Annotated in this window: 26 protein-coding genes and 3 tRNA genes; 18 read left to right on the top strand and 11 right to left on the bottom strand. The window is 69.5% G+C overall.

Features of this window, described 5'->3' with window-relative positions:
* Positions 1-25 precede the first annotated feature (25 nt).
* From MME74_RS13410 to MME74_RS13390, 5 genes are all read right to left on the bottom strand, one after another.
* Positions 26-781: an HAD-IIB family hydrolase gene (locus MME74_RS13410; protein ID WP_267415554.1), complete on the bottom strand. Its 756-nt coding sequence runs from the start codon at positions 779-781 to the stop codon at positions 26-28.
* Positions 778-1254, bottom strand: a complete 477-nt coding sequence (locus tag MME74_RS13405; RefSeq protein WP_267415553.1) for a VanZ family protein — start codon at positions 1252-1254, stop codon at positions 778-780. The genes MME74_RS13410 and MME74_RS13405 overlap by 4 nt, the downstream gene beginning before the upstream one ends.
* 66 nt (positions 1255-1320) lie before the next feature.
* Positions 1321-1397 (bottom strand) — tRNA-Pro (locus tag MME74_RS13400).
* Between the two features lie 56 nt (positions 1398-1453).
* Entirely contained in the window at positions 1454-2395 is a 942-nt protein-coding gene (locus MME74_RS13395; protein ID WP_267415552.1) for a metallophosphoesterase, read from the bottom strand.
* Positions 2386-4926, bottom strand: a complete 2541-nt coding sequence (locus tag MME74_RS13390) for a transglycosylase domain-containing protein (protein ID WP_267415551.1) — start codon at positions 4924-4926, stop codon at positions 2386-2388. Before MME74_RS13390 ends, MME74_RS13395 begins: the two co-directional genes overlap by 10 nt.
* 110 nt (positions 4927-5036) lie before the next feature.
* Here MME74_RS13390 and MME74_RS13385 point away from each other — a divergent pair, with 110 nt between their 5' ends.
* Positions 5037-5261, top strand: coding sequence for a hypothetical protein (locus MME74_RS13385; RefSeq protein WP_267415550.1), 225 nt, complete (start codon positions 5037-5039; stop codon positions 5259-5261).
* Entirely contained in the window at positions 5258-5716 is a 459-nt protein-coding gene (locus MME74_RS13380) for a RidA family protein (protein ID WP_267415549.1), read from the top strand. Before MME74_RS13385 ends, MME74_RS13380 begins: the two co-directional genes overlap by 4 nt.
* A gap of 74 nt (positions 5717-5790) precedes the next feature.
* Here MME74_RS13380 and acs read toward each other — a convergent pair whose 3' ends face one another.
* Positions 5791-7758, bottom strand: a complete 1968-nt coding sequence (gene acs, locus MME74_RS13375; RefSeq protein ID WP_267415548.1) for an acetate--CoA ligase — start codon at positions 7756-7758, stop codon at positions 5791-5793.
* A 401-nt stretch (positions 7759-8159) separates the two neighbouring features.
* Here acs and MME74_RS13370 point away from each other — a divergent pair, with 401 nt between their 5' ends.
* The 13 genes from MME74_RS13370 to MME74_RS13310 all read left to right on the top strand — a co-directional run bounded on the left by MME74_RS13370 (position 8160) and on the right by MME74_RS13310 (position 19369).
* Positions 8160-9164, top strand: a complete 1005-nt coding sequence (locus tag MME74_RS13370; RefSeq protein ID WP_267415547.1) for a TadA family conjugal transfer-associated ATPase — start codon at positions 8160-8162, stop codon at positions 9162-9164.
* On the top strand, positions 9158-10057 hold the full coding sequence (locus MME74_RS13365) for a type II secretion system F family protein (protein ID WP_267415546.1): 900 nt from the start codon (positions 9158-9160) through the stop codon (positions 10055-10057). Before MME74_RS13370 ends, MME74_RS13365 begins: the two co-directional genes overlap by 7 nt.
* Before the next feature lie 74 nt (positions 10058-10131).
* On the top strand, positions 10132-10329 hold the full coding sequence (locus MME74_RS13360; RefSeq protein WP_267415545.1) for a DUF4244 domain-containing protein: 198 nt from the start codon (positions 10132-10134) through the stop codon (positions 10327-10329).
* The gene (locus tag MME74_RS13355) at positions 10329-10712 is read left to right on the top strand and encodes a TadE family type IV pilus minor pilin (protein ID WP_267415544.1); all 384 of its coding nucleotides are present in this window, start codon (positions 10329-10331) and stop codon (positions 10710-10712) included. The genes MME74_RS13360 and MME74_RS13355 overlap by 1 nt, the downstream gene beginning before the upstream one ends.
* Positions 10712-11041 carry a helicase gene (locus MME74_RS13350; protein WP_267415543.1) on the top strand — a complete coding sequence of 110 codons (330 nt, stop codon included), beginning with the start codon at positions 10712-10714 and terminating at the stop codon, positions 11039-11041. Before MME74_RS13355 ends, MME74_RS13350 begins: the two co-directional genes overlap by 1 nt.
* 77 nt (positions 11042-11118) lie before the next feature.
* The gene (gene topA, locus MME74_RS13345) at positions 11119-14031 is read left to right on the top strand and encodes a type I DNA topoisomerase (RefSeq protein ID WP_267415542.1); all 2913 of its coding nucleotides are present in this window, start codon (positions 11119-11121) and stop codon (positions 14029-14031) included.
* On the top strand, positions 14028-14657 hold the full coding sequence (gene tmk, locus MME74_RS13340) for a dTMP kinase (protein WP_267415541.1): 630 nt from the start codon (positions 14028-14030) through the stop codon (positions 14655-14657). The genes topA and tmk overlap by 4 nt, the downstream gene beginning before the upstream one ends.
* Positions 14658-14714: 57 nt before the next feature.
* Positions 14715-15869 (top strand): DNA polymerase III subunit delta', encoded by a 1155-nt coding sequence (locus MME74_RS13335; protein WP_267415540.1) that lies wholly within the window; start codon positions 14715-14717, stop codon positions 15867-15869.
* The gene (locus MME74_RS13330; RefSeq protein ID WP_267415539.1) at positions 15866-17422 is read left to right on the top strand and encodes an alpha/beta hydrolase; all 1557 of its coding nucleotides are present in this window, start codon (positions 15866-15868) and stop codon (positions 17420-17422) included. The genes MME74_RS13335 and MME74_RS13330 overlap by 4 nt, the downstream gene beginning before the upstream one ends.
* Before the next feature lie 69 nt (positions 17423-17491).
* Positions 17492-17567 (top strand) — tRNA-Thr (locus MME74_RS13325).
* 61 nt (positions 17568-17628) lie between these two features.
* Complete coding sequence (locus MME74_RS13320) at positions 17629-18210, top strand: isochorismatase family protein (RefSeq protein ID WP_267415538.1); 582 nt, start codon at positions 17629-17631, stop codon at positions 18208-18210.
* Complete coding sequence (locus MME74_RS13315) at positions 18207-18740, top strand: DUF1697 domain-containing protein (RefSeq protein ID WP_267415537.1); 534 nt, start codon at positions 18207-18209, stop codon at positions 18738-18740. Before MME74_RS13320 ends, MME74_RS13315 begins: the two co-directional genes overlap by 4 nt.
* The gene (locus tag MME74_RS13310; protein WP_267415536.1) at positions 18737-19369 is read left to right on the top strand and encodes a M23 family metallopeptidase; all 633 of its coding nucleotides are present in this window, start codon (positions 18737-18739) and stop codon (positions 19367-19369) included. Before MME74_RS13315 ends, MME74_RS13310 begins: the two co-directional genes overlap by 4 nt.
* 13 nt (positions 19370-19382) lie before the next feature.
* Here the strand turns inward: MME74_RS13310 and MME74_RS13305 are convergent, their stop codons facing one another.
* On the bottom strand, positions 19383-19598 hold the full coding sequence (locus tag MME74_RS13305; protein WP_267415535.1) for a hypothetical protein: 216 nt from the start codon (positions 19596-19598) through the stop codon (positions 19383-19385).
* Positions 19599-19623: 25 nt separating this feature from the next.
* Here MME74_RS13305 and MME74_RS13300 point away from each other — a divergent pair, with 25 nt between their 5' ends.
* Entirely contained in the window at positions 19624-20139 is a 516-nt protein-coding gene (locus tag MME74_RS13300) for a CGNR zinc finger domain-containing protein (protein ID WP_267415534.1), read from the top strand.
* A gap of 16 nt (positions 20140-20155) precedes the next feature.
* Here the strand turns inward: MME74_RS13300 and MME74_RS13295 are convergent, their stop codons facing one another.
* Positions 20156-20701, bottom strand: coding sequence for a type 1 glutamine amidotransferase domain-containing protein (locus MME74_RS13295; RefSeq protein ID WP_267415533.1), 546 nt, complete (start codon positions 20699-20701; stop codon positions 20156-20158).
* 142 nt (positions 20702-20843) lie between these two features.
* On the opposite strand from MME74_RS13295, the gene MME74_RS13290 reads away from it, so the two are divergent.
* Positions 20844-21302 (top strand): hypothetical protein, encoded by a 459-nt coding sequence (locus MME74_RS13290; RefSeq protein WP_267415532.1) that lies wholly within the window; start codon positions 20844-20846, stop codon positions 21300-21302.
* A gap of 11 nt (positions 21303-21313) precedes the next feature.
* Here MME74_RS13290 and MME74_RS13285 read toward each other — a convergent pair whose 3' ends face one another.
* From MME74_RS13285 to MME74_RS13275, 3 genes are all read right to left on the bottom strand, one after another.
* Positions 21314-21610, bottom strand: a complete 297-nt coding sequence (locus MME74_RS13285; protein WP_267415531.1) for a hypothetical protein — start codon at positions 21608-21610, stop codon at positions 21314-21316.
* A 70-nt stretch (positions 21611-21680) separates the two neighbouring features.
* A tRNA-Lys gene (locus MME74_RS13280) sits at positions 21681-21753 on the bottom strand.
* Between the two features lie 139 nt (positions 21754-21892).
* A complete protein-coding gene (locus MME74_RS13275; RefSeq protein WP_267415530.1) occupies positions 21893-22552 on the bottom strand; it encodes a fasciclin domain-containing protein in 660 nt (219 codons plus the stop codon).
* A gap of 164 nt (positions 22553-22716) precedes the next feature.
* Here MME74_RS13275 and MME74_RS13270 point away from each other — a divergent pair, with 164 nt between their 5' ends.
* Positions 22717-24429 carry a cytochrome c biogenesis protein DipZ gene (locus tag MME74_RS13270; RefSeq protein WP_267415529.1) on the top strand — a complete coding sequence of 571 codons (1713 nt, stop codon included), beginning with the start codon at positions 22717-22719 and terminating at the stop codon, positions 24427-24429.
* Positions 24430-24433: the final 4 nt, after the last annotated feature.

Below are 24433 nucleotides of genomic sequence, written 5' to 3'. Positions count from 1 at the left end.
TGCTCCGCGTGTTGCGGCGCGCGCCTCAGAGCGTCGGGAGGAGGGTGTCGAGCTTGTCGGCGGTGTCTTCCCAGCCGTCGACCGCGATCGAGGGGACGCCGATGGCGAGGACCGGGTAGTCGTTGCCGCCTTCGTCGAGGCGGTCGCCGTAGAAGAGCATGTCGGTGAGGGCGATGCCGGTGCTCTCGGCGAGCTGCCGCATCCCGAAGGCCTTGTCGATGCCGGCCTGGGTGATGTCGATCGACGTCGATCCGCCCGAGCGCACCTCGAGGCCGGGCAGCCGCGCGGCGACGGCGTCACGCAGGGCGCCGCGCTTCGCGCCGGAGGGGTCCCAGTCGTGCTTCGCGTCGCGCGGGGCGCGCTGGCCCAGCGCGGAGAAGGTGATCTGCGAGCCGCGGTCCTCGAGGATCTCTCCCCACGGCTCGGCCTCCCACAGTCCGAGGCGCTCGGCCTCTTCCCGCAGGGCGGTGAGCGCGGCGGTCTTGTCGTGTTCGCTGAGGTCGTGCGCGTACACCGCGACGAAGTCCGTGCCGTCGTAGCGCAGGTAGCGGGTGCCGCAGGTGGGCAGCAGGTGCAGGCGGGCGAGGTCGGCAGGATCCGCGTCTCCGAGCTGCGCGATCACCTGGGACCGGAACTGCGCCTCGTTGCCGCCCGAGATGATCGCGACGTCGACCGCGCGCAGCAGAGCCCGCAGCAGGTCGGCGATGCGAGGGTCGATCGGGCCCTTGGACGGGGCGAGGGTGTCATCGAGGTCGAAGGCGACGAGAGCAGGCGCGGTCATGATGTCTCCAGCCTAGGAGGTCGGCGCCGCGAGGCGCGTGGGGCGAGCAGCAGGGTGCAGAGCACGGCGAGGAAGACGCCGAGCAGGGCGCCGGCGGAGTTCGCCACCACATCGGTCACGGTGGCCGCCCGGTGGGGGAGCGCGACGCGCTGCGCCGTCTCGATCGCCAGGGACAGCAGGGGCCCGACGAGGAGTGAGAGCACCCAGAGCCGACGGGGGAGCAGGATGAAGGCGAGGATGCCCACCGGGACGAACACGAGGACGTTCGCGATGATCTCGAGACGCGTGAAGTCGAGCGAGGCCCAGCCGAGTCGATGCGCGGCGCCGAGGACGAGGTCCAGCAGATTCGGCATGGCATCCTCGACGCGCGAGGGAGTGAGCGTGAGCGCGGCGAGGCCGGCGAGGAAGGGGATGCCGAGGGCGAGGGCCCAGACGCGCGTGCGGTGGCGCGGCGGCGGGAGCAGAGAGCCCATGCGTTCCCTTCGTGCACGATCCCGATACAGAGAAGGCCGCCCCTGAGGGCGGCCTTCCGGTGTCACTGGTCGGGGTGACAGGATTTGAACCTGCGACCTCTTCGTCCCGAACGAAGCGCGCTACCAAGCTGCGCCACACCCCGTTTGCAACCCTCCGAGTCTACAGGGAAATGCTCCGTGCGCCGAATCGAGGCGAGGATCAGTTCCGTGCGGTCAGCGTGAGCAGCGTCGCCTCGGGCCGGCAGGCGAAGCGCACCGGCGCGTAGATCGAGTGCCCGCACCCCGCGCTGACGTTGAGCGGCACCGTCCGGCCGCCGTGCGACCAGGTGCTGAGGCCCTTGGCCTGCTTGAGGGGGATGTCGCAGTTCGCGACGAGGGCACCGTATCCGGGGAGGCAGACCTGTCCGCCGTGCGTGTGACCGCCGAGGATCGCGTCGGCACCCAGGTCCGTGAATCCATTGAGCACCCGCTGATAGGGCGCGTGGGTGACGCCCAGCACCGGAGTGGAGGCATCGCGCGGACCGAGCCCGTCGATCGCCGCAGGCAGCACGTCGAGGCGGTCCCAGTCGCGGTGGGCGTCGTTCACACCGAAGAGGTCGACGGGGGAACCGGCGATCGTGAGTCGCGCGGCCGCGTTGTTCAGGCTGGTCCAGCCCAGATCGTCGGTGAAGTGGCGATCCATCGCCTCGGTGTCGAGGAGCTCGGGCTCGTGGTGCTTCTTCGACGGTCCGAGGAAGTAGCGGAGCGGGTTCCGCGGCGAGGGTGCGGTGACGTCGTTCGAGCCGTGCACGAAGACGCCGGGGATGCCCGCGAGAGGCTCGAAGGCCCGGCGGATGCCGTCCAGTCCGTTCGCGTGTCCGAGGTTGTCGCCGGTGTTGACGATGAGATCCGGCCGCAGCTCCGCGAGCGACGCCAGCCAGTCCTGCTTGCGGTGCTGCCACGGCGCCATGTGCGCGTCCGAGATGTGCAGGATGCGCAGGGGAGCGGCGCCGGAGGGAAGTGCCGCGGCGCTGACCTCGCGCACCGTGAACAGGTACCGTTCGATGCCGATCCCCCAGGTCGCCGCGGCGACGCCGGCGGCCCCCACCGCGCCGAGCGCGATGAGGGCCGGGTGTGGCGCGCGGTGTGCGCCTACTCGCATGTCACGCTCACGGCGGTGGACTTCTTGGCCGCAGAGCCTGGTGCCGGGTTCGTCGAGCTCACGACGGATTCCGGTGGATTGCAGGAGTTGTCGAAGTTCACCGAGGCGAAGCCGGCACCCCCGAGGGCGGCGGCCGCCTGGGCTCTCGACATCCCGACGAGATCCGCGGGAACCGTCGTGCCCTGGCCGTTGCTGGGCGAGATAGTGATTGTCGAGCCCCCGGCGGTCTGGCCGGAGGGATCCTGGGCCACGACGATGTCCGTCGGCTGGTCGCTGTCGACGGCGGCGCCCTCGGAGACGGAGAAGCCGGCGTTCTCCAGGATCGACCGCGCCTCGGCCATGGTCTTGCCCACGACGTTCGGCACGTCGGTCATCACCTGGCGGATGAGCCTGTCGTCCGGCCGGGGGAAGGCATCGCCCGGGTAGGCCAGGTTCGCCGCATGCTGCGCGGCCCTGGCGAGCGGATACCGCACCTCGTTGAGCAGGTGGGAACCGGTCCAGACGTTGAAGACGTTGTCGTGGTTACCGTTCGAGCGGCCGGCCCAGATCGCGGTCGCGACCTTGGTGCTGGACTCGATCATCATCGTCGACCACAGGTCGTGCGTACCGGTCTTGCCGATGAGGGGAGTGCCGTCGTACGGGTTGGCCTTGTTTCCGGTGCCGCCGTCCATCACGCCCTGCAGCGCGTACGCCGCCGTGGCCGCGACCTCCTTGGTCAGCACGCCCTCGGTGCAGCTGGACTTGGGGAGCGGACGCTCGGCGCCGGAGGGATCGATCACCTTGTCGATCGCGCGGGGCGTGCAGTACTTGCCGCCGCTGGCGACCGTGGCGTAGGCGTTCGCCATCGCGATCGGGGAGATGTTCTTCGGCCCGAGCACGTCGTAGGGCACGTTCTCCTCCGTGACCTTCTTCCCGCTGGCGAGGGTCACGCCCATCTTGTCGGCGACCTTGTTGATGTCGCAGACGTCGAGCTTCGCCGCCATGGCGAAGTACCCGCTGTTGAGCGACTGACGGGTGAAGTCCATGACGCTCGCGGTGTAGCCGCCGCCGCGTCCGAAGTTGCCGATCTTCTGCGTGTTGGTCGACTGGGGGACCTCGCACACGGGGATCTTCAGGTCGGTCGACACGCGCCCGTTCAGCACCTCACGTACGGAGTGGCCCTTCTCGAGCCAGTCGATCAGCGTGAACAGCTTGTACGTCGACCCCACCTGGAAGCCACCGGAGTTGCCGTTCTTCTGGTCGCCCGCGAAGACCAGAGACGAGTACGCCTGGTCCTTCGTCGGCGTCTCGGCGAACTTGGTGTTCTGGGTGATCGAGAGGATGCGGCCGGTGCCGACCTCGATCGACACACCCGCGGCGCCGAAGTACTTGTTGTCGAAGTTCGCGGGGACCACGTTGGCCATCTCCTGGGCCGCAGGGGTCTGGATGCGCAGGTCGAGCGACGTGTAGATCTTGAGGCCGCCGCGGCGCAGCAGGTCGCGACGATCCTGCGGCGTGGCGCCGAAGGCCTCGTCGTTCTCGACGATGGACTTCACGTACTGGCAGAAGTAGGCGTTCGTCCCGGCCGCCGCGCAGCCCTGCGTCGGACGCTTGATCGCGGGCGTGATCGGGGTGGCCTTGGCCTCTTCGTACTGGGCCTTGGTGATCTTGCCGTCGTCGAGCATGCGGTAGAGCACGTAGTCACGACGGTCGAGGGTGTCCTTGAACCCGTCCTCCGCGGTGTTGTGCGCGACGCCCGCCTTGTCCGTCCAGGTGCCCTCGGGCAGGTCGATGCGGTACGTGTTCGGGTTCTGCACGATGCCGGCCAGCGTCGCGGCCTGGACGACGGTCAGCTTCGCCGCGGTCGTCGAGAAGTAGTACCGGGCCGCGGCTTCGATGCCGTAGACGGTGCCGCCGAAGTTGGCGATGTTGAGGTAGCCGAGCAGGATCTCGTTCTTCGAGTAGTCCTTCTCGATCTGGATCGCGTACCGCATCTCCTGCAGCTTGCGCTCGATGCCGTCGACGCCGTCGGCGTTGGTGGCGTCTTCCCAGCACTTGCGGAGTTCTTCGGTATACGTGTCGGAGGTCGTGTCGACCTTCTGCTCGCACTCCTGGATGCGCACGTTCTTCACGAACTGCTGGCTGATCGTCGAGGCGCCACGGCTGGACGTGCCGCGCACGTTGTCGACGAGCGCCTTCACGGTCGCGCCGAGGTTGACACCGCCGTGGCTGTAGAAGCTCTTGTCCTCACTGGAGAGGATCGCGTCGTACAGCACCGGGGAGACCTCGTCGTACTTCACCGGGACGCGGTTCTGCTCGTAGAACGACGCGAGGGCGACGGGCTTGCCGTCCGGATCGGTCGCGTAGATGGTGGACTGCTCCATGGGGGCGTTCACCTTGAGAACCTCGGGGAGCTCGTCGAAGAGGGTGAGCGCCTGGGTGCCTGCGAGACCGGTCATCGCGAGGACGGGGGTGACGCTGGCAGTGACCAGGAGACCGGCTACGGCGCTCAGGCCGACGAGCCCGACGAGACCGCCGAGCACGCCTCTCACCGTGCGATTCTTTTGGGGCATACGCTTGATCGTAGGGGAGTTCCCTGAATACCGCCTTTGACGAGCCCGGCCCGGAAATCCGGTGTCGCGCCCCGATCGACAGGAGTGCCATGACCACGTGGGAGTACCTCACCACGCCGCTGCTCATCCACAACACCGCCGCGATCCTCAACAACTGGGGCAAGCAGGGCTGGGAGCTCGTGCAGGTCGTTCAGGGCCCCGAAGGCGGCCTCGTGGCCTACCTGAAGCGCCCCGTGACGTCGGACGCCTCGGCGAACGCCGGGCTCGCCGCCGCCGAGCAGGCCGCACGCCAGTTCGAGGGAGGCCAGGCATGAGCGTCGCCACGCGCCTCGACGAGCTCGGCATCGAGCTGCCGGCCGTCGCCGCCCCGGTCGCCGCCTATGTGCCCGCCGTCGTCCACGGCGGACTCGTCTACACCTCCGGCCAACTGCCGTTCGTCGACGGCGCCCTGCCCGCGGTGGGCAAGGTCGGTGCCGACGTCTCCGCGGAGGACGCGAAGTCCTACGCGCGCACGTGCGCTCTCAACGCCCTCGCCGCCGCGGCCGATGCCGCGGGCGGCCTTGACCGCATCGCCGGCGTGCTCCGCGTCGGGGGCTTCGTGGCCTCGGCGGAGGGATTCACCGGTCAGCCCGGCGTCATCAACGGATCGAGCGAGGTCCTCGGCGAGATCTTCGGAGATGCCGGACGCCACGCGCGCGCGGCCGTGGGTGTCGCCGAGCTCCCCCTCGGCAGCCCGGTCGAGGTCGAGGTCACCTTCCTCCTCTCCTGACGGTTTCGTCACCGCAGCCTCACGCGAGAACGCCCCCTTCCCGATGTCGGGAAGGGGGCGTTCTGCGTCGGGTCCTACTTCACCTGTGCGGAGATGATGCTCATCACGGCGGTGTCGGCCAGCGTCGTCGTGTCGCCGACCTCGCGCCCTTCGGCGACGTCGCGCAGGAGGCGCCGCATGATCTTGCCGGATCGCGTCTTGGGCAGCTCTCCGACGATGTACACGTCGCGCGGTCGGGCGATCGCACCGATCTGCTCGCCCACCCAGAGCCGCAGCAGCTGGGCGAGGCCGGCCGGCTCGTGCTGAGCGAGGTAGCTCTCCTTGATGATGACGAACGCGACCACCGCCTGTCCGGTCGTCTCGTCCGACGCTCCGACCACTGCGGCCTCGGCCGTGGCCTCGTGGGCGACGAGCGACGACTCGATCTCGGCGGTGGAGAGGCGGTGTCCCGAGACGTTCATGACGTCGTCGACGCGGCCCAGCAGCCACAGGTCGCCGTCCTCGTCGAGTCGGGCGCCGTCGCCGGCGAAGTAGTAGCCCTGGTCCTCGAACTTCTCCCAGTACGTCTCGCGATAGCGCTCGGGATCGCCCCAGATGCCGCGGAGCATGCTCGGCCACGGCTCGGTGATGACCAGCAGTCCGCCGTTGCCGTTGCCGACCTCGACGCCCTGCTCGTCGACGACGTCGATCGAGATCCCGGGAAGCGGCACCTGCGCCGACCCGGGCTTCGTCTCCGTGACGCCGGGGAGCGCGGAGACCATGATCGCGCCGGTCTCGGTCTGCCACCACGTGTCGACGATCGGCGTCTTGCCCGCTCCGATCACGTCGCGGTACCACATCCACGCCTCGGGGTTGATGGGCTCGCCCACGGAGCCGAGGAGGCGGAGGGACGAGAGGTCGAACTTCTGCGGGACGCTGCGGCCGACCTTCATGAACGAGCGGATGGCGGTCGGCGCGGTGTAGAAGATCGAGACGTTGTACTTCTCGATGATCTCCCACCAGCGACCGGGGTGCGGGGTGTCCGGCGTGCCTTCGTAGAGCACCTGCGTCGCCCCGTTGGCGAGCGGCCCGTACGCGACATAGCTGTGTCCGGTGATCCAGCCGATGTCGGCCGTGCACCAGAACACGTCGGTCTCGGGGTGCAGGTCGAAGACGTACTTGTGCGAGTACGCGACCTGCGTGAGGTAGCCGCCCGACGTGTGCAGGATGCCCTTCGGCTTCCCGGTGGTGCCGGAGGTGTACAGGATGAAGAGGGGGTTCTCCGCGGGGAAGGCCTGTGCGGTGTGCTCGGCGGATGCCGCCGGGACCACGTCGTGCCACCAGAGGTCGCGACCCTCGGTCCACTCCACCTCGTTCTCGCCGCGCTTGACGACGAGGACGTGCTCGACGGTCTGCTGCTCTCCGTCGCCGCGATCGGCGAGAGCCTGGTCGACCGCGGGCTTCAGGGCGGAGACGCGGCCCTTGCGGTAGCCCCCGTCCGCCGTGATCACGAGCTTGGCGCCCGCGTCGTCGATCCGCGAGCGGAGGCTGTCGGCGCTGAAGCCGCCGAACACGACGGAGTGGATGGCGCCGAGACGCGCGACGGCGAGCATCGATGCGATCGCCTCGGGAATCATCGGGAGGTAGATCGCGACGCGGTCGCCCTGGCCCACGCCCAGCCCCTCGAGCACATTGGCGACGCGCTTGACCTCATCGGTCAGCTCCGCGTAGGTGATGCGGCGGGAGTCGCCGGGCTCGCCCTCCCAGTGCAGCGCGACGCGGTCCCCGTTGCCGGCTTCGACGTGGCGGTCGAGGCAGTTGTAGGCGACGTTCAGCTCGCCGTCCTCGAACCACTTCGCGAACGGGGGATTGGTCCAGTCGAGCACCTGGGTGAACGGCTTGTGCCAGTGCACCAGGTCGCGCGACTGCTCGCCCCAGAAGGCCTCGCGATCAGCAGCGGCACGCTCGTACAGCTCGGGCGATGAGATGGTCTGGGCGACGAACTCCTCCGACGGAGGGAACCGCCGGGTCTCGTCGAGAAGGTGGTCGATCTGGCTGCTCATCGGCAGGCGCTCCTTTGCGGCATTCGGTCGTTCGAGCACGGTCGTGGGGTGGACGACCGGGTCAGGGCGAATCTATCCCCGCGAGATTCCCTCGCATACTGCCGAAAGTCGGTAGTCGCGTTGGTTTTGTCAGGACGGTTGCCTTGCGTACACTCGACGACAGCCGAAATCACATTCCGGCCTTGGCGCGCCCGGTTCCCCCAATCGTGGCCCGCCGTGGGCGGCATCTCATTCCCCCCGTGAGATGCCGCCCATTTCCGTTGAGAGCGCTCCCGAGGCTTCGTCGTGATGCGCGTCCCACACTCCTGCACGGGCGTCGGACGGAGCGATCTCTGCACAGCCCTCGAGCATCCCGGTCGCTCGCGAGATCTCGCCGTGCGGGTGCCGCCTAGCGTCGCGGTATGCCCGATTCCTTCGTCATCCAGCCCCGAGAGGGGCAGCCGGCCGCGTCCGCCATGGATGCGGCGCCGGAACTCCATCTCGACCCGGCGTTCGGACCGCTCCGCACGCACATCGACGACGCCGTGACCGATGTGTTCGTGAACGGTCCGACCGGACTCTTCCTCGACAGGGGCAGCGGCGCCGAACCGGTGCCGGGCTGGCGTGCGTCGGAGCGGGAGGTCCGCGACCTCGCCGTCGCGCTGGTCGGTCTCGGCGGGCGCCACCTCGACGACCAGGCGCCGTGCGTCGACGTCCGCCTCGACTCCGGCATCCGGGTGCACGCCGTGCTCGCGCCGGTCTCCACCTCCGGCACCGCGCTCTCGATCCGGATCCCTCGGGTGCGGGCCGCCGACCTCGAAGCGCTCGCCGCGCTGGGTGCGTTCGATGCGCACCAGCAGAGCTGGCTCCTCGGACTCGTGGCAGAACGCGCGAACGTCCTCATCACCGGGGGCACCGGGACCGGCAAGACCACCCTGCTCTCCGCGCTGCTCTCCGAGGTGTCGCCGACGGAGCGGATCGTGACGATCGAAGATGTGGCCGAGCTGCGGCCACGTCACCCCCATCACGTCGCGCTCGAGGCGCGGCAGGCGAACCTGGAGGGCACCGGAGGGATCACACTCGCCCGGCTGGTGCGCGAGTCCCTGCGGATGCGGCCGGATCGGCTGGTGGTCGGCGAGTGCCGAGGGGAAGAGGTGCGCGAGCTGCTCACCGCGCTCAACACCGGGCACGACGGGGGAGCGGGCACCCTGCACGCCAGCGGGCTCCGAGACGTGCCGGCCCGACTCGAGGCGCTCGGCGCGCTGGCCGGGATGGATGCCGTCGCCCTGGGCCGCCAGGCGGTGAGCGCGTTCACGATCGTGCTGCATCTCGATCGCGCCCCGGGCGGGGTTCGCCGGATCTCGCAGGCCGGGCGCCTCGTGCTCACGGGCGACCGACTCGACATAGAGGAGGTGCGGCCGTGGTGAGCGTGGCCCGCCGCAGTCACGAGGCCAGGCACTCCGGAGCGGATGCCGCGACCTCGGTGCAGACCCTCGCCGTGCTGCTGCAGGCGGGCGCGGTTCCGCTGACCGCGTGGCGTCATCTCGCCGACACCGGTGATCCGCCCGCGGCCGCCGTGGTCGACCGGGTCGATCAGGGCGTCCCGCTCCTCGCCGCCATCGAGGCCGAGGGAGGAGCGTGGCTCGATCTGGCCGCTGCCTGGGAGATCGCGACCACGGTGGGCGCCCCGCTCGCCGAGGTGCTGCGGATGATCGCCGAGACCCTGCGCGATGCGGCGGCCGCGGCCGACGACGTGCGCATCGCCCTCGCCGAGCCCGCCGGGACGGCGCGACTGCTGCTGTGGATGCCGTTCGCCGGACTGCTCCTCGGCTTCGCCCTCGGGTTCGACACCATCGGCGTGCTCATCGCGAACCCGCTCGGCACCGCGTGCGTGGGCGCCGGACTGCTGCTGGTCCTGGCAGCACGGCTGTGGACGCGGCGATTGCTGCGACGGGCGCGGCCGGCGCCGGGAACGCCCGGGATGCGTGCGGAGCTGGTGGCGGTGGCCCTCGCCGGCGGTGCCTCCATCGAACGGGCGCTGCAGTTGGTCGCCGAGAGCTCCGTGTCGGAGGGGAGCGATGACCGCGTGCGCGCTGTTCTCGATCTGTCCCGTGCCGCGGGGGTGCCCGCCGCGGAGCTGCTCCGGGCGTCCGCCGCCCAGGACCGGCACGTGGCCAGGGTGCAGGGTCGCCTTCGCGCGGCGAAGCTCTCGACCCAGCTGCTCATCCCGCTCGGCGTGTGCACGCTGCCGGCCTTCCTCCTGCTCGGTGTGGCACCGATGCTGCTGAGCGTCCTCGCCTCGACACCTCTTCCGTCGTGACGCCCGTCGCCGACGACGCCACCTCGTGCGCAGCACCACCGATGCGAAGGCATCCCAGAGAAAGAAGGAACACCATGAAGAACATCCCCCGGCTGGACCGGTACCGCGCGGCCACGCTGTTCGGCGACGACAGCGGCGCCGCCACGGCCGAGTACGCCATCACGACCATGGCCGCCGTCGCGTTCGCGGGACTCCTCGTCGTCATCATGCGCTCCGACGAGGTCCGCGGCATCCTCACCGGCCTGGTGCGGCGGGCGCTGACGGTGTCGTGATGCGGAGGAGGACTGTCGGCACCAGAGAAGAGGAGTGCTGCGCGGCGGGTCGAATCGGGGACCGCGGATCGGTCGCGGCCGAGCTCGCCCTCGCCCTGCCGGCCGTGGTGCTGGCGCTTCTGCTGGGCGCCGGAGCGCTCGGAGCGGCATCACGACAGGTCGCGCTGCAGGATGCCTCCGCGGACGCGGCTCGTCTGCTGGGGCGGGGTGAGGGTGCGGATGCGGCGGAGCGCGTGGTGCAGGTGGCGGTCCCCGGCGCGGGTCTGTCGTCGGCGCGCCGGGGTGACCTGGTGTGCGCCACGGCGTCGATGACCGCGTCGATCGGAGCGCTGGTCCGACTGCCGTTGCGGGCGTCGAGCTGTGCGCTCGACGGTGGTCTCTGATGGCCGGCTCGGCCCTCGCCGCCGGGGTGCTGACCGTCGCCGCCGCGCTCTCGCTCGGACTCGCGGCCGTCGGCGGCGCAGCGGTGACCGGGCAACGTGCGGCGGGTGCGGCGGATGCCGCGGCGCTCGCCGCAGCCGACGCTGCGAGCGGGGCGGTGCCGACCGGGGAGGACCCGTGCACCCTCGCCGCACGGGTCGCGAGCGCCGCCGGCGCCGCGCTCACCGGATGCTCCCTCGAGGGCTTCGTGGCGACCGTGGAGGTGCAGGCGGCGTACGCTGGACTCGCAGCCGTCTCCCGAGCCCGTGCCGGGCCACCCGAGGGACAGTGACGGCAGCGCGACCTCGCTCACTGTGAACGACCCCACACAGTGGTGTGTATGGTGTGCTTCGAAGAAAGGACGCACCCTTGGCTGAAGGCAAGAAGCTCGTCATCGTCGAGTCCCCGACGAAGATGCGGTCTATTCAGGGATACCTCGGCGACGGCTACGAGGTGCTCAGCTCCGTCGGCCACATCCGCGACCTCGCTGACAAGAAGGACATCCCGGCTGCCGACAAGCAGGCCTACGGGAAGTACTCCATCGACATCGACAACGGGTTCGACCCCTACTACGTCGTCTCCGATCGGAAGACCAAGACGGTCGCGGAACTCAAGCGCGCGCTGAAGAGCGCCGACGAGCTCCTGCTCGCCACTGATGAGGACCGCGAGGGCGAGGCGATCGCCTGGCACCTGCTCGAGACTCTGAAGCCCAAGGTCCCGGTCAAGCGCATGGTCTTCCACGAGATCACCAAGGACGCGATCCAGGCGGCCGTCGGCAACACCCGCGAACTCGACCACGACCTCGTCGACGCGCAGGAGACCCGCCGCATCCTCGACCGTCTGTACGGCTGGGACGTCTCGCCCGTGCTCTGGTACAAGGTCAAGACCGGCATCTCGGCAGGGCGCGTGCAGTCCGCCGCGACCCGTCTCATCGTCGACCGGGAACGCGAGCGGATGGCGTTCACCTCCGCCGAGTACTGGGACGTCGACGCGGCAGCCGCGGCATCCGGCACGTCGTTCAAGATCCGACTCGTCCGCGTGGACGGTGGCCAGCTCGCGCGCGGCACCGACTTCGACGACAACGGAAAGCTCAAGAAGGCCGTCGTCATCCTCGATGAGGCCACCGCGGCGGCACTCGCGCAGTCCATCGACGCCGTGGGCGCCGGCACGGTCACCAAGGTCGAGGCCAAGCCCGGAACCCGCAGCCCCTACGCGCCCTTCACGACCTCCACGATGCAGCAGGAGGCGGGTCGCAAGCTCTCGATGGGCGCGAAGCAGGCGATGGGCGTCGCCCAGCGTCTGTACGAGAAGGGCTACATCACTTATATGCGTACGGACTCCACGTCCCTGAGCACCCAGGCGGTGCAGGCGGCACGGAGCCAGGCGGTCGCGCTCTACGGCGATGCCGCCGTCCCGCTGAAGCCGCGCGTGTACAAGTCCAAGAGCAAGAACGCGCAGGAGGCGCACGAGGCGATCCGTCCCTCGGGCGACAACTTCCGCACGCCCGCGTCGCTGTCCTCCGAGCTCGATCGCGATGAGCAGCGTCTCTACGACCTCATCTGGAAGCGCACGGTCGCCAGCCAGATGTCCGACGCGAAGTACGAGACCACCACGGTCACGATCGCCGTCGACGCGGCAGGGCAGAAGGCCGAGTTCACGGCGTCCGGAACCGTCTACACCTTCAAGGGCTTCCTCGAGGCCTACGAGGAGGGTCGCGACGAGAAGCGCGGCGATGCGGATGCCGCCGAGAACCAGTCGCTCCCGGCCGTCGCCGTCGGCGACGAGCTCGCGGTGTCGGATGCCGAGGCCAAGGGTCACCGCACCACGCCGAAGCCGCGCTACACCGAGGCTTCGCTCGTGAAGGTGCTCGAGGAGAAGGGCATCGGTCGTCCCTCGACCTTCGCCTCGATCCCCGAGACCATCCTCGACCGCGGCTACGCGGTCAAGCGCGGTCAGGCCCTCGTGCCGACCTGGCTCGCCTTCAGCGTCGTCCGCCTTCTCGAGGAACACTTCGCCGAGCTGGTCGACTACGACTTCACGGCGGCACTCGAAGACGACCTCGACACGATCGCCCGCGGCGAGCAGAACCGCGTCGAGTGGCTCAAGTCGTTCTACTTCGGATCCGACTCCCATGTCGGGCTCCGTCAGGTCGTCGACAACCTCGGCGAGATCGACGCCCGTGCGCTGAACTCCACGCGCATCACCGACACGGCCACGCTCCGCTTCGGCAAGTACGGCCCCTACCTCGAGGTCACCGACCCCGAGAACCCGGACCCCGAAGCCAAGCCGCGCATCGTGAACGTGCCGGAAGACCTCGCCCCCGACGAGCTGACGGCCGAGAAGGCGCAGGAGCTCATCGATGCTCCGGTCGCCGGCGATCGCGTGCTCGGCGAGAACCCCGAGAACGGCAAGATCATCGTCGTCAAGGACGGGCGATTCGGGCCGTACGTGCAGGAGAACGACCCGGTATCGGAAGACGCCGCGGTCGACGAGACGACCGGTGAGGTCGTCGAGGCCCCCAAGCCCAAGCGCGGAGCGAAGAAGGAGGCGGCTCCGAAGCCGCGCACCGCCTCGCTGTTCCGCTCGATGTCGGTCGACTCGATCGAGCTCGACACCGCGCTGCAGCTGCTGAGCCTGCCGCGCGTCGTCGGCGTCGACCCGGAGACGGGCGATGAGATCACGGCGCAGAACGGTCGCTTCGGTCCGTACCTCAAGAAGGGCACCGACTCCCGGTCGCTCGAGAGCGAATCGCAGATCTTCGACGTCACGCTCGAGCAGGCGCTGGAGATCTACTCGCAGCCGAAGTACGGTGCAGGACGCCGTGCTTCCAGTGCGCTCGCCGAGTTCGACGCGGACCCGGTCAGCGGGAAGCCGATCCGCATCCGCGACGGCCGCTTCGGCGCGTACGTGACCGACGGCGAGACGAACGTGACCATCCCGCGGGGTCAGAAGGTCGAGGACATCACGTTCGAGATCGCGGTGCAGATGCTCGCCGACAAGCGCGCCAAGGGCCCGGCCCCCAAGCGCGGCTCTGCGGCGAAGAAGGCTCCGGCCAAGAAGGCTCCGGCCAAGAAGGCTCCGGCCAAGAAGGCTCCGGCCAAGAAGCCTGCGGCGAAGACCGCTGCGTCCAAGAGCACGGCGTCCAAGAGCACGGCCAAGAAAGCTCCCGCGAAGAAGACCACGGCGGCGACCTCCGCAGCGCGTTCGGCTGCCGCCAAGAAGGCTGCGGCCACCCGCGCCGCCAACGCCGCGGCGAAGGCGGCGGAGAAGGCGGACTCGTGACCTCAGGCCGCGGCGTGTGGGTGACGCTCGAAGGCGGGGACGGCTCGGGCAAGACCACGCAGTCGAACCTGCTCGCGGAGTGGCTCGAGGGCGCCGGTCGCACGGTCGTGCGCACTCGCGAGCCGGGCGGCTCCGAGGTGGGCCAGCTCATCCGCGACATCGTGCTGCACCATCGCGGAGACATTGCCCCCCGTGCCGAGGCGCTGCTGTATGCGGCGGACCGGGCGCACCACGTCGCGACCGTCGTGCGACCCGCCCTCGACCGAGGCGACATCGTGCTGCAGGATCGCTACCTCGACTCGTCCGTGGCGTATCAGGGAGCCGGTCGGGTGCTGGACGCCACCGAGATCCGCGACCTGTCGCTGTGGGCGGCGGAGGGAGCCCTCCCCGACCTCACGCTCCTGCTCGACCTCGATCCTGCCGCCGCGCGCACGCGTCTGGACTCCGCCGACAAGCCCTTCGACCGGCTGGAGGCCGAGAAGGCGGAGTTCCACGGCCGCGTCCGCGACGCGTATCTGGCCCTCGCCGAGGCTGAGCCGGACCGTTTCCTCGTGCTCGACGCCGCCGCCTCCCCGGAGGAGATCGCCGAGCGGATCCGCGTGCGGGTCGGCGCGCTGCTGGACTGATCCACAGCTGCGGCCACGAGTGCCGTGCGCGTCGGTGGTCCCGATTAGGCTGAGTGCATGCCCCAGACCGTCGCCGCTCCCTTCCCGTGGGCGGACGTGTGGGGGCAGGACGCCGCCGTCGACACGCTCCGTGCCGCGGCATCCGACCCCTCTGCGCTCTCGCACGCCTGGCTGATCACGGGCCCGCCCGGATCGGGGCGCTCGACCCTCGCCTACGCCTTCGCCGCCGCGCTGATCGCCGACAGCCCCGACGACGAGACCGTGATGCGCCAGGTGCTCGCCGGCACCCACCCCGATGTCACCGCCCTGCGCACCGACAAGGTGATCATCACGATCGCCGAGGCGCGCAGCCTGGTGGAGCGCTCGTACTTCGCCCCGTCCGCCGGGCGATACCGGGTCATCGTGGTCGAAGACGCCGACCGCATGGTCGAGCGCACCTCCAACGTCCTGCTGAAGGCCCTCGAGGAGCCGCCGGAGCGGACAGTCTGGATCCTGTGCGCGCCCAGCGAGGCCGATCTGCTGCCGACCATCCGCTCCCGCGTGCGCTCGCTGCGGTTGCGGGAGCCCGACGTCGCGGATGTGGCCCGACTCATCACCCTGCGCACCGGGGTCGACGGGGCCGTCGCCGAGCAGGCCGCACGGCATGCGCAGCGCCACATCGGCATGGCTCAGCGGCTCGCCACCGACGACGCGGCCCGGCGGCGGCGCGACGAGACCCTCCGGTCTGTGCTCGGCGTCCGCGGTGTCGGCGACGCGGTCGAGGTCGCCGGGCGGATCATCCAGGCGGCGACCGAGGATGCGAAGGCGCTCACGGCCGAGCGCGACGCCGCCGAGCGCGCGTCGCTGCTGCACACGATCGGCATCGCCGAGGGGCAGGCGGTACCGCCGGCGCTGCGTACGCAGCTGTCGGCCCTCGAAGACGATCAGAAGAAGCGGGCCACCCGCAGTCTGCGCGACGGGATCGACCGCGTGCTCACCGACCTGCAGTCGCTGTTCCGCGATGTCGTGATGCTGCAGTTCGGGCGTGACGACCTCATCAACAGCGAGCTGCGGTCGGAGTTGACCGACCTCGCGGCCGCCTGGTCCGAGGCCCGTACTCTTGTCGTACTTGACCACCTTGCCGAGACGCGGCAGTCGCTGGAGCGCAACGTCGCCCCTCTGCTCGCCCTGGAGAGCTTGCTCGTGACGATCACGAGCGGGAGGAAACCGTGAACGATCGACCGACTTCCCGCTTCCGTCGTGCCGCCGCGGTCGTCGCCGGCCTGGCTGCCGCCGCTGTGGCGCTCTCCGGCTGTCTGTACGCCGCGATCCCCGAGCAGGCCTCGCGGCCGTCGACGACCGCCGCGCCCGACACCGAGGGCGTCGCGGAAGACCTGCTGCCCTTCTACTCCCAGGAGCTGGAGTGGACCGACTGCGGTCCCGGCTTCGACTGCACCGAGGTCACCGCGCCGCTCGACTGGGAGAACCCGGGCGACGGCGACATCACCCTCGCCGTGGTCCGCCACCGCGCCGAGGGCACGCCGGTCGGGTCGCTGCTGACGAATCCGGGCGGCCCCGGTGCGAGCGGTATCGACCTCGTCCTGAACAACCTCAGCTTCGCGGTCGGCGCCGACCTCATCAAGAACTACGACGTGATCGGCTTCGACCCGCGCGGGGTCGGTGCGTCGACGGCCGTGACCTGCTACGACGCGCCGAAGATGGACGACTACCTGTACGGGATCCCGGCCGCCGCCCGCGGCACCGCGGAATGGGAGGCCGAGCTCCTCGCCGCGCACAAGGGCTTCGCCGAGGCCTGCGAAGCGAACAGCGACGGCATCCTGCCCCACATCACCACGATCAACGCGGCCCGCGACATGGATCTGATCCGTGCCGTGCTGGGCGACAAGCAGCTGAACTACCTCGGCTACTCCTACGGCACGTTCCTCGGTGCGACCTACGCGAAGCTCTACCCGGAGAAGGCCGGGCGACTGGTCCTCGACGGCGCCATCGATCCGGCTGTCCCCGGGCTCGAGGTGGGTGCCACCCAGGCTCTCGGCTTCGAATCGGCGCTACGCGCCTACATGAAGAGCTGCCTCGACTCCGGCGAGTGCCCCTTCAACGGCACCGTCGACGAGGCGATGGCCGACCTCGGCGCCCTCCTGGCGAGCGTCGACCGCACGCCCCTGAAGAACGGCGACGGACGTCTTCTGGGCGCGGACTCCCTGATGACGGGCATCATCGCCGCGCTCTACTCGCAGGACAGCTGGGGATACCTCACCCAGGCGCTCGACGAGGCGCTGCAGGGAGATCCCACATCAGCGTTCGTCCTCGCCGATTTCTACAACAACCGCGACAAGAGCGGTGCCTACACCGACAACTCGACCGAGGCGTTCCGTGCCTACAACTGCATGGACTACCCGGTGGAGGACGACCCGGCTGCCGAGGCGGCCATCGACGCCAAGATCGCCAAGGGCGCACCGACCATCGCCCCGTACTGGAGCGGTCCGGACTCGTGCGAGGTGTGGCCCTACCCGCCCACCGGCACGCGCGGCGAGATCACGGCGGAGGGCGCCGGACCGATCCTGGTGATCGGGACGACGAACGACCCGGCGACGCCGTACGAGTGGTCGGAGTCGCTCGCGAACCAGCTCGAGGAGGGCGTCCTCATCACCCGGGTCGGCGAGGGGCACACCGGATACAACAAGGGCAACGTCTGCGTCGACGACGCCGTCGAGGCGTTCCTGCTCGATGACGTCGTGCCGGAAGACGGGCTTCGCTGCGAGTGATGCGGGCTCGATTCGCGAGCGAGCGCGAGACAGGGTAATATCGGTGATCGCGCCGCTCACGCGTCGCACGCCGCTTTAGCTCAGTCGGCAGAGCATTTCACTCGTAATGAAAAGGTCGTCAGTTCGATTCTGACAAGCGGCTCCATCCAGAGAAGGCCCCCGGTGATCCGGGGGCCTTTCCTGTTGCGACGGCGTACCCTCGAAGCATGAGCAGAGCGCTTCTCATCGTCGACGTGCAGAACGACTTCACCGAGGGCGGCGCACTCGCCGTCGCGGGCGGTGATGCGGTGGCCACCGCCGTCACGACGTTCCTGGCCGCGCACGCCGCGGACTATCAGGTGATCATCGCCTCGCGCGACTGGCACGATGCCGACGGCGACAACGGCGGACACTTCGCCGAGACCCCCGACTTCGTCGATTCCTGGCCGGTGCACTGCGTCGCCGACACCGACGGCGCCGCGTATGATCCGCTCCTGGTCACCACGTCCGTGACGCATCATGTCCGCAAGGGCCAGGGTCGGCCGGCGTACTCGATGTTCGAAGGTGAGACGGAGGCGGGGGAGACCGTCGGCGCGATCCTGACCGCTGCGGGTGTGCTGAGCGCCGACGTCGTGGGCATCGCGACGGATCACTGCGTCCGCGCCTCCGCGCTCGACGCCATCGCGCACGGTGTCCGCGTCCGTATCCTCACCGACCTCGTCGCAGGCGTGGCCCAGGAGCCGAGCGAGGCGGCGCTGGCCGAACTTGTGCACGCGGGAGCGGAGCTCGTCGAGAGCGTCGACGCGTGAGCCGCAGCGTCCTGCTGCTGCGGGCCGTGAACGTCAGCGGCCGCAACCGCGTCCCGATGGCCCGCCTCCGCGAGGTCCTCGCCGCCGAGACCGACCTGTCCGACGTGTCGACCTACATCGCCAGCGGCAACATCATCTGTCGGACGCCCCCGGACTCGGACGCCGCCTGTGCCGTCGTGCGCGCGGTGATCCACGACGAATTCGGCGTGGACACCCCGGTCATCCACCGGAGCCATGCGCAGCTGGTCTCGTCCGAGTCGGCGCAGCCGTTCCCCGAGGGTGACGTGAAGTTCGTGCACGCGATGTTCCTGGAGGGGCCGCCCTCGCCCGATGCGGTCGAGGCGCTCGAGCAGCGGCTTCTCCCGGCGGAGCGTCTCGCGCTCATCGGGAACGACCTGTGGATCGACTACGGCGCCGGCGGTGTGCACTCCACGAAGCTCACCAAGACGGTGCTGGACCGTGCGCTCGGAGTGGCTGGAACGGCGCGAAACCTCCGGACGACCCGCACGCTCATCGAGTTGACCGGGTGAGCGCGCCGGACGCGGTCGAGCTGGTGCTGCCCTTCGCCGGGCGGTGGCTGGTGCAGAACAGTCCCGCATCCCGCATCCCGAGCCACGGCACCGACCTGTTCGGCACGTCGCACGCGATCGACTTCGTGCCCGTGGGGGCGGATGGGCGCAGCGCGCCGCGCGGGGTGTCGAGCCTGATCGGCACGGAGGCGCCGGAGTCGTTCGTGGGGTTCGGGCGGCCGATCCTCAGCCCGGTCGCGGGCGAGATCCTGGCGGCCCATGACGGCGAGGTGGACCACGTCGCACGTCGATCCCCGCTGTCGCTCCTGGCCTACGCGCTCAGTCAGCGCTCGCGCATCCGCGGCGGGGCTCCGGCGATCGCGGGGAATCACGTCGCGATCCGTATCGGCGGTGCCGTGGTGCTCCTCGCGCACCTGCGGCGAGGGAGCGTCCGGGTGGGCCAGGGGCAGGAGGTGGGGGTCGGTGATCTGCTGGGGGAGTGCGGCAACTCGGGCAACAGCACCGAGCCGCACGTGCACGTGCAGGTGTCGGATTCGCTGACGGCGGAGGCACGTGGTGTCCCGCTCGTCTTCGTGCGGCCGGACGGCGGGCGATGGCTTCCCCCGAACGGCGATGTCGTCGACGCCTGAGAGGTCGCTCGGATCAGCGCGGCGTGGCACCCAGCTCGGTGCTCAGCGCGAGCGGTGGCATATGCGGGTGCGTCTGCACGTCGACGCGACGGGCGCCGCACTCGTCGCAGCGCACATAGAGCACGGTGCCCTCGCTCGTCGGATGCCGGGACTCCATGAGCCAGGCGTGTTCGTGCGTCTGCGTGGCGGGCCGGATGCGGGGGATCGGGAGGGTGTTCAGCGAGGTCATGCATCCAGCGTGATGTAATGGTCTTATGCATCTCAACCCTTACGGCGAATACGCGGTGCTGCTCGCGGCCTCGCTGGCAGATGACTGGCCGGAGGACCGCGCCGGCATCGAGGAGCGCACCCTCGCACTCGGGATGACGCAGACGTTCCCGCCGGCCCCGGACGATCACGAGAAGGTGCGCGCCGTCATCGACGACTGGCTCGCGATCGTCGACGAGCCCGATCCCGACGCGCGGGCGCTGCTCCTCAACGCCCAGCTCGCCGCCGCGGCCGCCTATCCGCGCCTGACGAACCACGACGGCGAGGGCTGGCACCTCCACTACCGCGACGACGTTCCGTCGCTGCCCTACGTGCTGCGAGCGATCATCAGCCTCGGCACATCACTGCACCTCGTCACGCGGGGGATGAGCAGGCTGGGCCGGTGCCAGGCCGCACCGTGCACGAACGTCGTCGCGGACGTGACCCGCAACGGCCGTCAGCGCTTCTGCTCGGTGCGCTGCGCGAATCGGGCGGCCGTCCGACGGCACCGGGCCCGCGCCTGACGTTCCCCCCCGGAGATCAGGCGGTCTGGCCGGAGTGCTTCCCCTCGCCGATCTCCTCGACGAGCTTCGCGTTGAACGCCGGCAGGTCGTCGGGCGTGCGGCTGGAGACCAGGCCCTCGTCCACCACGACCTCCTCGTCCACCCAGGTCGCTCCGGCGTTGCGGAGGTCGGTGGTCAGGCTCGGGTAGCTGGTGAGCGTCCGACCGTCGACGACATCGGCCTCGATGAGGATCCAGGCGCCGTGGCAGATCACGCCCACCGGCTTGTGCTGCTCGAAGAAGGCTCGGGCCAGGGCGATGGAGGGCTTGTCGAGACGCAGATGGTCGGCGTTGACGACGCCGCCGGGGAGCACGAGGGCATCGAACTGATCGGCCGACGCATCGGCGGCCTGGAGATCCACGGCCTGCTCGTGGCCGTTCTTGCCGGTGATGGCCGCGCCGTCGGGGGCGATCAGCGTCGCGCTCGCTCCTGCTGCGGTCACGGCATCCCACGGGCTGGTGAGCTCGCTGTCCTCGAAGCCGTCCGTCGCGAGGAACGCCACTCGGTTGCCGGTGAGAGTCATGATTCATCCTTTCGTCGAGGGTCGTCCGCCGTTCTCGGGGACATCTCGACCCTCTCCCGATCGACGGAGGGAGTGAAGGGGGTGGCCGATCGGGAGGGGTGGTGATACAAGGGAACCGGCGGCGAATCAGTAGCATCCAGATATGCGTCTCCGTCCCGCCCTCGTCCTCCTGCCGATCCTCGTGCTCCTCGCAGGCTGCGCTCCCGAGCCGGCTCCGACCCCCACTCCGTCCGCGACCTCGTCGACGCCGGCTCCCACCCCGACGCCGACCGAGACGGCGACGGCGACACCGGGTCCGTCCGAGCCCGCGGCGAAGTTCACGACGAGTCAGCTCGTGACGCTCTGCACCGACCGGACCCGTGCGCTCGCACCGGACGCGAAGTATCTGGCCGACATGGCGACCACCGAGTGGCTCGCCGACGTGTCGCTCTGGTTCGTGGTCATCCCCAAGACGCTGGGCGACCAGGACAGCGTGGCCGTGTGCGCCATCGGCGGCACACCGGATGCACCGACCTTCGAGCTCGAAGGCGAATCGCTGCCCTCGGGCGTGGCCGAGATCCGCGACGAGCTTCTCGCCGGCAACTCCGGCGGCGGGGAGTAGGCGCGGGGCGATCAGCCGAGCTGGTCGAGGACGAGCTCTCCGCGCGCGTTGAGGTTCTCCATCATGTGCTCGATCCGCTTGGTGTCGATCACGGGCATCTTGGCGTTCTCGAAGGCGAAGACCAGAGGGATGCTCGGGTGCATCCAGATGGTCAGGCGGCCGGCCGGGTTCCTCTCGTCCGACAGCCAGGTCATCATGAAGCTCTCATGGCGACGCAGCTTCGTCCCGATCACGATCTTCAGGTGCGCCAGAGTGATGTCGTCGACGTCGATCGGCGGGCGAGCGCTGTTGTACTCGAGTGTTCCCATGAGGTGCACACTACTCGCCCGGAACGACGAAGAGAGATCGCGCCGCGGGGTGACCGGCGACGCGCTGCGGTGGGCCCCGTGGGGCTCGAACCCACGACCCGCGGATTAAAAGTCCGATGCTCTGCCAACTGAGCTAGAGGCCCCTGCAGGAAAGTCTAGTGCGCACGACGAGGGGCCGTCGGCGGCACAGCACCGCCGACGGCCCCTTTCCTTCCCGGAGATCCTCCCCCTGCTCCCGAGAAGGGCGCGTGCCGGGTGTCCTCCCACCCGGCCATCCCGTGCTTACTCAGCCGGGGGCATCAGGACCGAGTCGATGAGGTACACGGTCGCGTTCGCGGTCTGCACGCCACCGCAGATGACGTTGGCGTCGTTGACCTTCCACTCGTCGCCGCTGCCGGTGACCTCGAGGTCGGCACCCTGCACGGTGGTGTGCATGCCGGCGATGTCGGCGGGCTCGATCTGGCCGGGGACCACGTGGTACGTCAGGATCGAGCTCAGCGTCGCGCTGTCGGTCTTGAGGGCCTCGATCGTGGCGGGGTCGATCTTCGCGAAGGCGTCATCCACCGGTGCGAAGACCGTGAACTCGCCGCCGTTGAGCGTGTCGACGAGGTCGACGTCCGGGTTGAGCTTTCCGCTCACCGCGGCGACCAGCGTGGTCAGCAGCGGGTTGTTGGATGCGGCGACGGCGACCGGGTCCTGGGACATGCCCTGGATCGAGCCTGCGCCGTCCGGCACGGCGTCGGCGTAGGCCGCGCAGCCGGGGCCGACGAGGTTCGCGGCCGGGTCCATCTCCATGGGCGTCGACTCCGACGTCTCGGGAGCCTTCGTCTCGGTGGAATCGTCCGTGGTGCTGCCGCTGCCCATGGAACAGGCGGAGAGCAGGAACGCGCTCGCCAGGCCGAGGGTGATTGCCGCGGTGACCTTCTTCTTGGTGCTGAACATGTCGAGCTCCTTCAGAACTGAGCCACGGCCTCTCCGTGGCGTCGAGGGCTGTTCGGAGCACTCTCGGGATCGGATGGGAGAAATCTGAGAAATCTCCGAATCCGTTCGGATCCAATCCGATGACGCCCCCGGAGCGAACAGCTCCTGACAGAAGTGGGGACCTCATGGACCTGATCATCATCGGCCTGCTCGGCGGGCTCATCACCGGCATCTCGCCGTGCATCCTGCCCGTGCTTCCCGTGATCTTCCTCACCGGTGGCGCGCAGTCCGCGAAGTACGACGACGAGGTGGTGCCCGCTCGACGCAGCCGGCCCTACTTCGTGATCGCGGGGCTGGTGCTGAGCTTCACGCTCGTCACGCTCGGCGGGTCCCTGCTGCTCGGACTGCTGAACCTGCCGCAGGACATCATCCGCTGGGTCGGCATCGCCGTCCTGGTCATCATCGGCGTCGGCCTCATCGTGCCGCGCTTCCAGCACATCCTCGAGCGTCCCTTCCAGCGGTTCGGGCAGCGCGAGGTGAAGAACCGGGGGAGCGGCTTCGGCGTCGGCCTGGCGCTCGGCGCCGTGTTCGTCCCCTGCGCCGGCCCGGTGCTGGCCGCCATCATCGTCGCGGGCTCGACGGGACAGATCGGTATCGGCACCGTGCTGCTCACCGTCTCCTTCGCGATCGGCGTGGCGGTGCCGCTGCTCATCTTCGCGCTCGCCGGTCGCAGCGTCGTCGAGCGCATCCGCTCCTTCCGGTCGAAGGAGCGCGGACTCCGCATCGCCGCGGGCATCGCGATGATCGCGCTCGCCGTCGGCCTGGTCTTCAACGTGCCGCAGGCACTGCAGCGGCTTCTTCCCGACTACACCGCGCCCCTGCAGGAGCAGATCGCCGACTCCGACCAGGTGAAGGACGCGCTGGATCTCGGCGGACTCGTCAACGAGGAGAACAAGGACCTCGACAAGTGCACCAACGGCGCGGAGGAGCTCGAGTCGTGCGGCACCGCGCCCTCGATCAAGGGCATCCAGGAGTGGCTCAACACGCCGAACGGCGAGGCCCTCGACCTGAAGGATCTGCGCGGACAGGTGGTCCTGATCGACTTCTGGGCGTACTCCTGCATCAACTGCCAGCGGTCGCTGCCGCACGTCGTGGCCTGGGACAAGGCCTATCGCGATGCGGGGCTCCAGGTGATCGGCATCCACTCTCCGGAGTACGCGTTCGAGAAGGATCCCGGGAACGTCGCCGCCGGTGCTCGTGACTTCGGCATCGACTATCCCGTCGCGCTGGACAACAACCTGTCGACGTGGACGAACTACCGCAACCGGTACTGGCCCGCCCACTACCTGATCGACGCGGAGGGCACCGTCCGCCACATCTCGTTCGGCGAGGGCAACTACGCCGCCACCGAGTCCATGATCCGCGAGCTGCTGAAGGATGCGGACCCGTCCGTGAAGCTTCCGGCGGCGACGGACGTCGCGGACGACACCCCCGACGTCGGATCCACGACCAGGGAGACCTTCCTCGGATCCTCCAAGGACGTGAACTACGGCGGCGGTGGCGAGTACCGGAGAGGGACGAACACCTACGCGTTCCCGAAGGATCAGCCCGCCGACAGCTTCGCCCTCGACGGCGACTGGACGATCGAGACGCAGTACGCGACGCCGGAGGGCGGCGACGGGGAGATCAACCTCGAGTACCACGCCGCCGAGGTCCGGATCGTGGTCGCCGGAACGGGTGACATCGTGGTGCGGCGCGACGACGGCTCGAAGGAGACGATCGCGATCGACGGGACACCGCGCTCGTATGAGCTGCTCAAGCAGAAGGACATCGACGAGGGCGCCCTCACGCTCGAGGTGCCGGCCGGCATCCAGGTCTATTCCTTCACGTTCGGGTGACGTC

Source organism: Microbacterium oxydans (genome assembly GCF_026559675.1).
In the GTDB taxonomy this organism is placed as follows: Bacteria; Actinomycetota; Actinomycetes; order Actinomycetales; family Microbacteriaceae; genus Microbacterium; species Microbacterium oxydans_D.
This window is presented reverse-complemented; position numbering and strand designations above follow the sequence as displayed.